Annotated in this window: 10 protein-coding genes; 8 read left to right on the plus strand and 2 right to left on the minus strand. The window is 34.8% G+C overall.

What is annotated here, in order from left to right:
• The first annotated feature begins 2 nt into the window (after positions 1-2).
• The 6 genes from HNQ00_RS15560 to bshA all read left to right on the plus strand — a co-directional run bounded on the left by HNQ00_RS15560 (position 3) and on the right by bshA (position 9,681).
• Complete coding sequence (locus HNQ00_RS15560; protein ID WP_173839425.1) at positions 3-1,340, plus strand: 4Fe-4S dicluster domain-containing protein; 1,338 nt, start codon at positions 3-5, stop codon at positions 1,338-1,340.
• 66 nt (positions 1,341-1,406) lie between these two features.
• On the plus strand, positions 1,407-2,198 hold the full coding sequence (locus HNQ00_RS15565) for a (Fe-S)-binding protein (protein ID WP_026707314.1): 792 nt from the start codon (positions 1,407-1,409) through the stop codon (positions 2,196-2,198).
• A 55-nt stretch (positions 2,199-2,253) separates the two neighbouring features.
• A complete protein-coding gene (locus HNQ00_RS15570) occupies positions 2,254-2,736 on the plus strand; it encodes an ABC transporter ATPase (RefSeq protein WP_173839426.1) in 483 nt (160 codons plus the stop codon).
• Positions 2,737-2,755: 19 nt separating this feature from the next.
• Positions 2,756-5,770 (plus strand): glycoside hydrolase family 3 N-terminal domain-containing protein, encoded by a 3,015-nt coding sequence (locus tag HNQ00_RS15575; RefSeq protein ID WP_173839427.1) that lies wholly within the window; start codon positions 2,756-2,758, stop codon positions 5,768-5,770.
• 700 nt (positions 5,771-6,470) lie between these two features.
• Complete coding sequence (locus HNQ00_RS15580; protein ID WP_173839428.1) at positions 6,471-8,468, plus strand: heavy metal translocating P-type ATPase; 1,998 nt, start codon at positions 6,471-6,473, stop codon at positions 8,466-8,468.
• A gap of 76 nt (positions 8,469-8,544) precedes the next feature.
• Entirely contained in the window at positions 8,545-9,681 is a 1,137-nt protein-coding gene (gene bshA, locus HNQ00_RS15585) for an N-acetyl-alpha-D-glucosaminyl L-malate synthase BshA (RefSeq protein ID WP_173839429.1), read from the plus strand.
• 73 nt (positions 9,682-9,754) lie between these two features.
• On the opposite strand, the gene HNQ00_RS15590 is transcribed toward bshA, so the two are convergent.
• Together HNQ00_RS15590 and HNQ00_RS15595 are read right to left on the minus strand one after the other, a co-directional pair.
• The gene (locus HNQ00_RS15590) at positions 9,755-10,249 is read right to left on the minus strand and encodes a hypothetical protein (protein WP_173839434.1); all 495 of its coding nucleotides are present in this window, start codon (positions 10,247-10,249) and stop codon (positions 9,755-9,757) included.
• A 140-nt stretch (positions 10,250-10,389) separates the two neighbouring features.
• Positions 10,390-11,211, minus strand: coding sequence for a UDP-2,3-diacylglucosamine diphosphatase (locus tag HNQ00_RS15595; protein WP_173839430.1), 822 nt, complete (start codon positions 11,209-11,211; stop codon positions 10,390-10,392).
• A gap of 183 nt (positions 11,212-11,394) precedes the next feature.
• Between HNQ00_RS15595 and aroC the strand changes: the two genes are divergently transcribed.
• Together aroC and HNQ00_RS15605 are read left to right on the plus strand one after the other, a co-directional pair.
• Positions 11,395-12,465, plus strand: coding sequence for a chorismate synthase (gene aroC / locus HNQ00_RS15600; protein WP_173839431.1), 1,071 nt, complete (start codon positions 11,395-11,397; stop codon positions 12,463-12,465).
• 68 nt (positions 12,466-12,533) lie between these two features.
• Positions 12,534-13,811 carry a dicarboxylate/amino acid:cation symporter gene (locus HNQ00_RS15605; RefSeq protein ID WP_173839432.1) on the plus strand — a complete coding sequence of 426 codons (1,278 nt, stop codon included), beginning with the start codon at positions 12,534-12,536 and terminating at the stop codon, positions 13,809-13,811.
• Positions 13,812-13,916 lie beyond the last annotated feature (105 nt).

The following is a 13,916-nucleotide window of genomic DNA, read 5'->3' on the forward strand; positions in this document are numbered from 1 at the left end:
ATATGAGTTATTTAGACAACATATTATTTGCCATAGTTTTAGGAATAGGTTTTGGATATTTCTTTAATAATATTAGAAAAATTTACCGCAACGTTAATCTTGGTATTGACGTGGACCGTAAAGATAATCCACAGGCACGTTGGAAAAACATGGCTATGATTGCATTAGGGCAATCTAAGATGGTGAAAAGACCTGTCGCAGGGATTTTACATATTGTTGTCTATTTAGGTTTTGTAATTATCAACATTGAATTATTAGAAATCATTATTGATGGTTTGTTTGGAACGCATAGAATTTTTGCTTTCTTGGGTGCTACTTACAATGTACTTATAGCCACTTTTGAAATATTGGCGGTTCTAGTACTAGTAGCGGTTGTGATTTTCTGGTTGCGTCGTAATGTTATTCGATTAAAGCGTTTCATGAACAAAGAGATGGTTGGTTATCCTAAAAATGATGCCAATTACATCTTGTATTTTGAAGTAGTATTGATGACCTTGTTTTTATTAATGAACGCAACAGATTTACATCTACAAAATGTCCCTGGTGGATTTTCTCATTTCATAAAAGCAGGATCTTTTCCAATAAGTCAGTTTATCGAGCCAATGTTTAACGGTATGCCAAACGAGATTGTAATGATTTTGACAGAAACTTTCTGGTGGATGCATATCATTGGGATATTAGTATTTATGAACTATTTGTACTTTTCTAAACACCTTCATATTTTATTAGCTTTCCCTAATACGTATTTTGCAAATTTAGAACCTCAAGGAGAATTTGATAATTTAGCAGCGGTTACTAAAGAGGTTAAAATGATGATGGATCCTAATGCTGATCCATTTGCAGCAGCACCCGCTCCAGCTGAAGGGGAGGTTCCAAGTAAATTTGGTGCTAGTGATGTTCAGGATTTAAACTGGGTACAATTGTTGAATGCATATACTTGTACAGAGTGCGGTAGATGTACTTCTTCATGTCCTGCAAATCAAACAGGTAAAAAGTTATCACCTAGAAAAATTATGATGGACACCCGCGATCGTCTTGAAGAAGTGGGTAGAAACATCGATAAAAACAAAGGGTTATTTATTCCAGATGAAAAAACATTATTAAATGATTATATCACCCCAGAAGAATTGTGGGCCTGTACGTCGTGTAATGCTTGTGTTGAGGAATGTCCGGTAAATATTAGTCCGTTATCAATCATTATGGATATGCGTCGCTACCTTGTTATGGAGCAAAGTGCTGCCCCTATGCCATTGAATGCAATGATGACTAACATAGAAAATAATGGTGCGCCGTGGCAGTACAACCAGCAAGATCGTTTGAACTGGAAAGACGAAAACTAATACTTTTCGAAAGAAAATTTAATTTATAAACTAAGCTTGCTTTATGCAGCTAAAAATATACATTCAATGTCAGAAAATTTAGTAGTACCAACAATGGCAGAAATGCTAGCTCAAGGAAAACAGCCAGAAGTTTTATTCTGGGTGGGATGTGCAGGTAGTTTTGACGATAGAGCTAAGAAAATCACTAAAGCATTTGTACGTTTGTTAAATCGTTCTAACGTGTCTTTTGCCGTATTAGGAACAGAAGAAAGTTGCACAGGAGATCCTGCTAAAAGAGCGGGTAATGAGTTTTTGTTTCAAATGCAAGCCATGATGAATATCGAAGTGCTTAATGCTTATGAGGCTAAAAAAATTGTAACTGCTTGTCCACATTGTTTCAATACGTTGAAAAATGAATACCCGGAATTAGGTGGGCAATATGAAGTAGTTCACCATACCGAATTTTTGAAATCATTGCTAGATGATGGACGCTTAACTATTGAAGGTGGTCAATTTAAAGGAAAAAGAATTACTTTTCATGATCCATGTTACTTAGGTCGTGCTAATAAAATATATGAAGCTCCTAGAGATCTTATTGCAAAATTAGATGTAGAGCTAGTAGAGATGAAACGTTCTAAAGCAAATGGTTTATGCTGTGGTGCTGGTGGAGCACAAATGTTTAAAGATGCTGAGCCAGGAGACAAGGAAGTAAACGTGCTTAGAACAGAAGATGCTCTTGAAGTTAAACCTGATATTATTGCTGCCGGATGTCCGTTTTGCAATACGATGATGACTGATGGAGTTAAGAATAAAGAGAAAGAGGCAGACGTTAAGGTAATGGATATTGCTGAGCTTATTGCTAATGCTCAAGACCTATAACATTACAATACAATTAAATATGGTGACTTAAAAAGGCACCTATAAAAAATATATCATGTACGTACCATTTGAAGATTTACCAGAAGAATCTCGTGTTTGGATTTATCAATCGAATAGAAAATTCTCTGATGCTGAGTTCACTGAAATAGAAAATGATTTAAAAACTTTTCTTGAAGGTTGGGCTGCTCACGGAACAAGTTTAGAGTCTTCTTACCAATTGAAATACAATAGATTTATCGTTCTTGCGGTAAACCAAGATGTTCAAGCTGCTACTGGTTGTTCAATTGATGCTTCGGTTGAATTCATACAAGCTTTAGAGAAAAAATATGCTGTCGATCTTTTAGATAAAATGAATGTTACTTTTAAGCTAGGGGAACATATTGCTCACAAACCATTAATCGATTTCAAGAAAATGGTAAAAGACAAAGCGGTTACAGAAAACACTATTGTTTTTAATAACTTAATCAACAACGTACAAGAATTCAATGAATCTTGGGAAGTTGCAGCTATGGATAGTTGGCACAGTCGTTTCTTCTAAAATTAAAATATATTAAATAATGAAAAATAAAGGCATTAGAATCTCATTTCTGTATGTCTTATTTTTTTTTATGGCCGCTTGTGCTCTACAAAAAAAAGATAAGACTGTTATAAAATCGGTACATAAACCTGCGCGTGTGGGAGCTGTTGTTGATGAATTCAATATTGATAATTCCCTAGATGATGTTCGCATTGTAGAACCTGTGAATGTTTTCAATCAACGAAAAGTTTGGGTTGATAGTGTTTATAACAGCATGTCCTTAGATGAAAAATTGGGACAGCTTTTTATGGTAGCGGCCTATTCGAATAAAGGAAATTCACACACCTACGAAATTCAAAATTTAATTTCAAATTATAAAATTGGTGGACTAATATTTTTTCAAGGTGGACCTGTTCGTCAAGCTAATTTGACAAATAGCTATCAAGCGAGTGCTAAGATTCCTTTATTTATTGGTAACGATGCAGAGTGGGGATTGAGTATGCGCCTCGATTCTACTTATACCTATCCTTGGAACATGACTCTAGGAGCTGTTCAAGATATGAAACTAATTGAAAAACTGGGGAACCAAATGGGTAAAGAAAGTACTCGAATGGGAATTCAGTTTAATTTTGGACCTGTTGTAGATATCAACACAAATCCAAATAATCCTATTATTGGTTTTAGATCCTTTGGAGAAGATAAGATCAATGTTGCAAATAGAGCGGTTGCTTTAATGAAAGGCTTTCAAAGTCAAGGCATCTATGCTACGGCTAAGCATTTTCCGGGACATGGTGATACCGAGACTGATTCTCATAAAGGATTACCTACGGTTAATTTTTCTAAGGAACGCTTAGAAGATGTAGAGTTTTACCCGTATCGTGAGATGATTAAAGAAGGGCTGTCCTCTGTAATGGTAGCACATTTAAATGTTCCAAGTTTAGAATCTCGCTCTAACTTTCCTTCCTCTATTTCCTATGAAGTTGTCACAAATATTTTGAAGAAAGATTTAGGGTTCAAAGGTTTGATATTTACCGATGCTTTGAATATGAAAGCAGCCAGTAACTATAAAAATCCTGGCGAAATTGATCTTGCCGCTTTTTTAGCAGGAAATGATATTCTGCTTTTTTCTGAAGATGTGCCATTAGCTATAAACTTGCTGCGTAATGCGTACAACAATAAAGTAATCTCAGAGAAACGACTAGCTTTTTCAGTGAAGAAGATTTTGAAATACAAGTATATTGCTGGCTTTAGTAAATTAAAACCTATTGATACGGCTAACTTAATAAGCGATTTAAACAATCCACAAAGTGATGCCTTGCAATACAAACTATTTGAAAATGCTTTAACAGTATTAAAAAATAAAGAGGCAATATTACCGCTTAAAAATTTAGAGACTAAGCGCATCGCCTATGTCAAAATTGGTGATAGTAACAATGCTGATTTTGTAAATACGCTAAAGAAATATGCTGACGTCACCCTAGTAGAGGATAATAATTTAGATGCTTTACAACAAAAACTAAGTAAATTTAATACTGTAATTGTAGGTTATCATACTTCTAATTCTCCTTGGAAAAGTTATAAGTTGAGTAATTATGAACTTAGAAAACTAGATTTTATTGCAAAGAACAACAATACGATAGTCACTGTTTTTGCCAATCCGTATGCGCTTCTAGATGTGGAAGATTTTACTGCAATGAACGGACTAATTGTCTCTTATCAAAACAGTGCAATTGCACAAAAAGTATCAGCAGAATTAATTTTTGGAGCGATAGGCGCAAAAGGGAAGTTGCCAGTAAGTGTATCTAGTGAATTCAAAACTAATTTTGGACTAGAGACAGAAAAATTAAATTTGTTAGGTTTTGCAGTCCCTGAAAGTGTAGGGATGAACTCAAATGTCTTAAATAAAATTACTGGATTAGCTCAAAAAGCGATCTCTGGCAAGATGGCTCCTGGTATGCAAATTTTAATTGCTAGAAAAGGAAAGGTTGTCTATCAAAAATCTTTTGGTAATTTAACTTATAGTAACAGTCCTATGGTTAATGATACAACGCTATACGATGTTGCATCACTGACAAAAATACTAGCTACATTACCTAATGCTATGTTGCAGTATGATCGCAAAAGTCTCGATATGACTACTACTTTAGGGACAATGTTACCTGTTTTTCAAAATACTGACAAAGCCACGATTCCTTTCAAAGATTTGTTATCACATTATGCCAGGCTTAAAGCTTGGATTCCATTTTATAAAGCGACAATTAGTAGCAAAGGGGAGCCATTAGATGAATATTACAAATCAACTTCTCAACCGGGTTTCTCAACTAAAGTTGCTGATAATTTATACTTACGCAATGATTACCAACAGACCATAATGAAAATTATAGCTGATAGTGAATTAATGCCGGAAAAAAAATACCGCTACAGTGATTTTACTTTTATTATTCTAAAGGAATATCTTGAAAAATTAACTGGTCAATCTCTAGATGTTTTAAGTGAGCAAACATTTTTTAAGCCTCTTGGAGCAAATCATACGTTGTATAATCCGTTGCGTAAATTTAATAAATCGGGTATTGCACCTACTGAGATTGATACCTATTACAGACATCAATTGATTCAAGGCTATGTTCATGATATGGGTGCAGCTATGCAGGGAGGAGTAGGAGGACATGCAGGAGTGTTTTCTAACAGTATGGATGTGGCAAAAATCATGCAAATGTATCTGCAAAAAGGTAGTTATGGTGGCCATCGCTATTTTTCTGAAAACACATTCAATGATTTTAATACTTGTTATTTTTGTGAAGAAGGAAATCGAAGAGGAGTAGGATTTGATAAACCGCAATTAGGGGAAAGTGGTCCTACTTGTGGCTGTGCTTCAATGACTAGTTTTGGACACACTGGATTCACCGGAACAATGGCTTGGGCAGATCCAGAAAAGGAACTTGTATATATTTTCCTGTCTAACAGAACGTATCCTGATAGTGGTGCTAATAAACTTTCGAGAGAAAATATTAGAGAAGATATCCAGCAAATAATTTATGATTCTATTCAAGATTAAAGGAATAAAATCTTATTTATGAGCCATAGCTGCTTTGTCATTTAAGATTAATGGAGTTTATCTATTCAAGAGGAGACTTAGCTATAATGAAGTGTATAGGTGAGTTTCCTGAAAATTAGTTATTGCATCTAGCGCTATCTCCTTAAATTTTTCTCGAAAGTCTCTACTTTTATTTTATTCGAAAGAGCATTGTATTACAATTTTACCGAAGCTATCTTAACCATTTTTTTTCGAAAGGCTACACTATAATTTACCACTTTCCTGATGTGTTTTACAGTTTGTAAAATAATGAAATACGACAATTGAAGTGTAACTTTATTACACCATTTAGTAGTTAATATCCCTAAAATAGTACAGTTGATTTATGTAATACTAGGTTCTAATAAGAGCTATAGTAGTAAAACATAAATACCTACTTTTTTATAAATTAATATAGATCATTAGCTACTCTAATGCTTAATAGGCTCCATTTTGTAGTAGTTTAAAATGCTCGCAGAAATAGAAAAATATCTAACATCATATCTAAATAGATCTTAGAAAAAATGCTGCTGTAATCGTTTTATTAGTGTAATCTATTTTAGAAGATAAAGTATAAAGTAGTGGTTAAAAGGCCACTTTCTTTTAAATAGTAGTGCTTTTTAGCATTATTTTAATGCAAGTACTTATTGCTTTTACTTACTTTTATTTAAAATGATCTACAATGAAAATATTACAAAAAAATAACCAACATTCCTGCTGCGGGCACGATGAGGATTCAAATAATAAAGCGAATACGAATCATAGCGTTTCTCATGATGAGCATGATGGTCATGATCACAATCATGATCTTGGTGACGCAAGTTTGTGGAGTATTTTTCTACCTGCAATTTTAAGTTTTGTGATGCTAGCTATAGCAATTGTATTTGATAACTTCCTACCTCAAACTTGGTTTAAAGCTTATGTGAGGATAGTTTGGTATGTTGTGGCTTACATCCCTGTTGGTTTACCCGTTTTAAAAGAATCCTTTGATAGTGCTAAAAAGGGAGATGTTTTCTCTGAGTTTTTATTGATGAGTATTGCAACAGTGGGCGCATTTGCAATAGGGGAATATCCTGAAGGGGTTGCCGTGATGTTGTTTTATGCTGTGGGTGAAATATTCCAAGGTATTGCGGTACAACGTGCAAAAAAAGATATTAAATGTTTGCTCGATCAGCGTCCTGACGAGGTTACTATCATAGAGAACCAAGTAGCAAAAGCTGTCAAAGCTGCTACCGTGAGTATAGGTGCAATTATTCAATTAAAAGCAGGCGACAAGTTAGGTCTGGACGGGATACTAGTTTCTGATAATGCATCATTTAATACCGCTGCGTTAACGGGTGAAAGTGTACCGGATACCAAAAAGAAAGGCGATAGCGTTTTAGCAGGAATGATCAATGGCAATACCCTTGCGCTTGTAAAAGTAACGACCGCTTATGAAGATAGCAAGTTGTCTAAAATTTTAGAAATGGTTCAGGATGCGACTTCAAAGAAAGCGCCAACAGAACTATTTATTAGAAAATTTGCTAAAATATACACCCCTATTGTTGTTTTACTTGCCATTGGAATTTGCCTTGTACCTATGCTCTTTGTCTCTACTTATGTTTTTTCTGATTGGTTGTATCGCGCATTAGTGTTTTTAGTAATTTCTTGCCCATGTGCCTTGGTGATTTCGATTCCATTAGGCTATTTTGGAGGAATTGGTGCAGCAAGTAAAAACGGTATACTGTTCAAGGGAAGTAATTTTCTAGATTTAATGGCTACTATTCAAAATGTAGTTTTGGATAAAACCGGCACACTAACTAAGGGGGTTTTTAAAGTACAAGAAGTTGTATTTGACACTGCTTTCGATAAAAATGAAATATTGAAAATGGTTAATGCACTAGAAAGTCAAAGCTCGCACCCTATTGCCACAGCGATTCATGATTGGGTTGGGGCAGTAGATAGCACCGTAGAATTGGTTAATGTAGAGGAGATTCCGGGACATGGATTACGTGCTTTTGTCAAGGAAAAAGAATTAGTAGTAGGGAATTTTAAGTTGCTTGAAAAGTTTAGGATACAGCATAATGTTGCTCATGATTCACTGGTTTATACGCTCATCGCAATTGCTTATGATGCCCAATTTGTAGGATACATTACCATTGCAGACGTCATTAAAGCGGATGCATCGCTAGCAATTGAAAAGTTAAAGAAATTAGGCATTGCAGTTACGATGTTGAGTGGTGATAAAAATACAGTAGTTCAAGACGTGGCCACTAAGTTAGGTATTGTTACTGCTTATGGAGGATTATTACCTGAAGGAAAAGTCGAAAAAGTAAATGAAATTCTAGCTAGAAAACAAACAGTCGCTTTTGTGGGTGATGGTGTCAATGACGCTCCGGTTATTGCCTTGAGTACTGTGGGTATTGCTATGGGAGGACTTGGGAGCGATGCTACGATAGAAACGGCAGACGTTGTCATTCAGGATGATAAACCAAGTAAAATTGCTACAGCCATAACTATTGCAAAGCAGACAAAAAAAATCGTTTGGCAAAATATTAGCATGGCCTTTGTTGTAAAAGCAGCTGTACTGTTATTAGGTGCAGCTGGTTTAGCAACCATGTGGGAAGCTGTATTTGCTGATGTAGGTGTCGCTCTACTCGCAATACTAAATGCCGTACGTATTCAAAGGATGAAATTCTAGAAAGCAAAATATAAATGTTAAAATCTAAAGGGAATAGCTTGGTTTTCCTTATTTTCGTTCCACTTAAAAATCATACATGAGAATTGCAATCGTTTGTTATCCTACTTTTGGTGGTAGTGGCGTTGTCGCTACAGAATTAGGGCTTGAATTAGCACGCCAAGGGCACGAGATACACTTTATAACATATAGTCAGCCAGTACGTTTAGCACTTTTAAACCCAAATGTGCATTACCACGAGGTAAACGTTCCAGAATATCCTTTATTTCACTATCAACCTTATGAACTTGCTTTATCAAGTAAGTTAGTTGACATGGTAAAATTACATAAAATTGAGATTTTACACGTTCACTATGCTATTCCACATGCCTATGCCGGATATATGGCAAAGCAAATGCTTAAAAGCGAGGGGATAAAAATACCTATGGTAACGACCTTGCACGGTACTGATATTACATTAGTAGGTAATCATCCTTTCTACAAACCAGCAGTGAGTTTTAGCATCAATAAATCAGATGTGGTGACTTCTGTTTCAAAAAGTTTAAAAGAAGATACTTACAAATTATTCAATATTAAAAAAGACATTCATGTAATTCCTAATTTTATTGAATTAGATAAAAACACAACTGATCCATCGATTCCTTGCAATCGCTCTGTGATGGCTCAAGGGACAGAACGTATAATTACGCACATTAGTAATTTTAGAAAAGTAAAACGCATCCCAGATATTGTTAAGATATTTTTCGAAATACAAAAAGAAATTCCAGCTAAATTGATGATGGTAGGGGATGGTCCAGAAAAAGAAGTTGCCGAAGCTTTGTGTCAAGAGCTAGGAATCGCTAACAAGGTGATCTTTTTTGGGAACAGTAACGAAATAGACAAAATATTAAGCTACACTGATTTATTCCTATTGCCTTCAGAAACGGAAAGTTTTGGTCTGGCTGCTCTTGAGGCTATGGCATGGGGAGTTCCTGTTATTTCTAGTAATTCAGGTGGTTTGCCAGAGGTGAACTTTGAAGGTGTTTCAGGTTTCTTAAGTGATGTAGGTAATGTAGATGAGATGGCTCAAAATGCTATTAAAATTTTAAAAGATGATCTTACATTATGTGAGTTTAAACGAAACGCACTTACAGTAGCTCAAAAATTTGATATTAAAAACATCTTGCCTTTGTATGTAAAGATATACGAGGATGCTATCAAAGAATTTTCTAACTAAGTTTAAAAAATTATAAGCAATAAAAAAGCCACTATTTCTAGTGGCTTTTTCTATATATCTAAATTCCGAAAGATTAGAATTGGTATTTGATTCCCAATGCGATATCTGGTCCAAAATCTTTATCAATATTATCTGTGAAATAAACTTCTGGTCTAAAGTCTAATGACAATAACAACGGAATATCAAAGTTGTACTCAATTCCTATGTCTCCAGCTGCAAATAAATACGTGTAGCTATCTTTATCTCTACCGTTGTTGAAGCCTTTATCGTAACTAGCGTTAGCTAATCCACCACCTACACCAGCATACCAGTTGAATCCACCATCGATGTTCCATACCCATTGGTACAAACCAGCAAGTTTAACAGCATCGTAGTTGTTACTATTTCTCCAACCTAAATCTAATTCTAATCGATTATTATCACCTAAACCTCTTTGGTATGTAACTTCTCCACCAAATCCATCATTATCACCTAAACGTAGTCCAAGTGCATTTTTTGAAATTTCTTGTGCCTGAGCTGTAAAAGCTAAACCAACTACCATAATAGCTGATAAAATAAGTTTCTTCATCATTATCTTTGTTTTTTTTACAAAACTAAGTTAAAAAAAAGGCTATTTCCTTATGCTTAAACCATCATATGTTATGGAACTATCACATCGTATTTCTATTTGTTTTTTAAGTTGTTGATAATCAATAATTAATAAGCTTTCTAGTTGTTAACATTAGATTGGCTTAAATGCTCATAAGTTAGCTGCTCAATTTCTAAAAAATTGTCATCATCTGGAAAATCGGCCTCTTTATATTGATATAATTTCCATCGCTTATTATTGTATTCTAAAGCTGTTAAATTTTCCACCCAATCTCCAGAGTTTAAGTATAAGGTGCTTCCGTCTTTATTTTCTTTTAATACTATTTTGGGTTCGTGAATGTGGCCACACAGCACATAGTCGTATTTTTGTTCAATAGCGAGGTCAGTGGCTGTTTCTTCAAAATCAGAGATGTGCTTAACCGCTTTTTTAACACTCGCTTTTATTTTTTTCGAAAAGGAATAGGGCTCTTTACCTAATTTTTTTAGAAACCAGTTTATGAAACGATTAAATAATATCAAGTAGTCGTATCCTTTACCGCCTAGTTTTGCAATCCATTTTGCATGATTTACAGAAGCATCAAAAATATCACCGTGAAAAATCCATGCTTTCTTCCCGTCTAGGTTAAGCACGAGTTTATCTAGCAAAGAAATATTTCCTAAATTCATGTCACTAAATTTCCTTAGCATTTCATCATGATTTCCAGTGATATAATACACTTTTGTACCCTTTGAGGCGAGACTCATTATTTTTTGAATAACTTTTAAATGCGTGCTTGGAAAATAAGACTTTCTAAATTGCCAGATATCAATAATATCACCATTTAGAACAAGAGTTTTAGGTTTAATACTGGATAAATATTTGTTCAATTCTACAGCGTGACTACCATAAGTTCCTAAGTGGATATCAGACAGTACAACTAATTCAACTTTTCGTTTTTTCACTAGTTTGTATTTTGGAGTTTTACAAATTAATCAAATTTAAAAGAAGGTAATTTAAAGTTAAGGTTACTAATTGAACTTTATTATTAACTAAAAGCCAAATATTATTGATTATGCAGTGAAACTTAGATAGGTAATCTTTTGAACTTTGAACTAATATATTATATTTGTTCAAAACTAGAAATAATGGCAGGAAATAGCTACGGCACACTATTTAAAATCACCACTTTTGGAGAATCACATGGTGAAGCTTTAGGAGGTATCATAGACGGTTGTCCGTCAGGAATTACTATAGATTTAGCAGCAATACAGTTAGAAATGTCAAGGAGAAAACCAGGACAATCTGCAATTGTGACGCAAAGAAAAGAACCAGACGACGTGCAGTTTTTGTCAGGGATTTTTGAAGGAAAAACGACAGGTACCCCAATAGGTTTTATCATTCCTAATACCAACCAAAAATCGGACGATTATTCTCATATAAAAGATAATTATAGACCTAGTCATGCTGATTATGTGTACGACCAAAAGTATGGTACGCGCGATTATCGCGGTGGCGGAAGAAGTTCTGCCCGTGAAACTGCTAGTAGAGTAGTTGCAGGTGCTATTGCCAAGCAAATTTTACCCGAAATTAAGATTAATGCTTACACTTCATCTGTAGGTGATATATTTTTAGAGAAGCCATATCAAGATTTGGATTTTTCTAAAATTGAAAGTAATCCCGTGCGTTGTCCTGATGAAGCTTCAGCTGTAAAAATGGAAGAGTACATTCGTGAGATTCGCAAGCAAGGAGATACAGTAGGCGGTACTGTTACATGTGTTATTCAAAATGTCCCTATTGGTTTAGGCGAACCGGTTTTTGACAAGCTACACGCTGAACTAGGAAAAGCAATGTTGTCTATCAACGCAGTTAAAGGATTTGAGTACGGAAGCGGTTTTTGCGGTGCAAAAATGAAAGGAAGTGATCATAATGATTTATACAATCCTGACGGTACTACAAAGACAAACCTTTCAGGAGGGATTCAAGGAGGAATAAGCAACGGTATGGATATCTATTTTAGAGTAGCGTTCAAGCCCGTAGCAACCATAATGCAAAAGCAAGAATCACTGGATAACAAAGGAAATATTACCGAAATGACTGGTAAAGGACGTCATGATCCTTGTGTAGTTCCTAGAGCAGTTCCTATCGTAGAAGCGATGGCTGCAATGGTCTTAGCTGATTTTTACTTAATCAATAAAACCTATTCAAAGGATATATAAATTAAAATACCAATTGCATTTGGAAGTAATGCAAAAACACCAAAACTCAAATAATTTTATAAAACCAAATGCATACACCACAAGAGAAGAAGGCGTCAATATTATCTAATTTAACGACGCAAATCCTAATTGCCATGCTTCTAGGGGGAATATTAGGAATTGTTATACACAATACAATATCAGCTGAAACAGCCTTAGTCTTTAGCGAAAAAATTAAAATATTAGCGACGGTCTTTATTCGTTTGGTTCAAATGATCATCTCACCATTAGTATTTACTACACTTGTAGTGGGAATTGCCAAATTAGGAAATGTGAGTACTGTTGGCCGAATTGGAGGAAAAGCTTTAGGTTGGTTTTTTACAGCTTCATTTCTTTCTCTTTTACTAGGAATGTTTTTTGTAAATCTATTAGAACCAGGAGAAGGTTTGAACTTATCAAATGTTGATTTGGCATCTGCCTCTGATGTTGCTGAGAAAACAAAAAGCATCTCTTTTGAGAATTTTATCGAACATATAGTACCTAAAAGTATCTTTGAAGCAATGGCTACAAATGAGATTTTACAAATTGTAGTGTTCTCAATTTTCTTTGGTTTAGCTGCCGCTTCTATTGGAGATTTTGCTAAACCTGTTGTAAATGCTTTAGACAAAACATCACACATCATACTTAAAATGGTGAATTATGTAATGAATTTTGCTCCTATTGGAGTTTTTGGAGCGATAGCAGGAGTATTTGCTGTTCGTGATTTCCAGGAGTTAGCAATTACATATTTTAAATTCTTTGGATCATTCTTAATTGGTATCGCCTCTTTATGGGTACTGCTAATTGCTGTAGGTTACTTGTTCTTAAAAAGTAGAATGACAGTACTTTTAAAACGTATCGTTAGTCCGTTAATTATTGCTTTTGGTACGACAAGTAGTGAAGCCGTTTTTCCTAAGTTAACGGAAGAGTTAGAACGTTTTGGGGTAAAGGATAAAATAGTTTCATTCATGTTGCCGTTAGGTTATTCTTTTAATCTTGATGGGAGTATGATGTACATGACTTTTGCGAGTATTTTTATAGCTCAAGCTTATGGAGTACATTTAGATATAGGTACGCAATTAACCATGCTACTAGTTTTAATGCTTACCAGTAAAGGTATTGCAGGGGTTCCTAGAGCGAGTTTAGTTGTCGTAGCTGCAACTTGTGGTATGTTTGATATTCCAATTGAAGGAATTGCCTTGATCTTACCTATTGATCACTTTTGTGATATGTTTAGAAGTGCTACAAACGTTTTAGGTAACGCTTTAGCTACATCTGTTGTAGGGCAGTGGGAAGAAGGAAACGACGACGCAGTAACTGCAGAATAAAATATTTGTTTGTCTAGTCCTAAATAAACGATACAGATTATTGGGATAAAAATAATTAATCAAACACTTGCAAGAACGTTTTTGCAAGTGTTTTTTGTTTTATAT

The sequence above is a fragment of the Flavobacterium aeripolare genome (assembly GCF_013294025.1).
In the GTDB taxonomy this organism is placed as follows: Bacteria; Bacteroidota; Bacteroidia; order Flavobacteriales; family Flavobacteriaceae; genus Flavobacterium.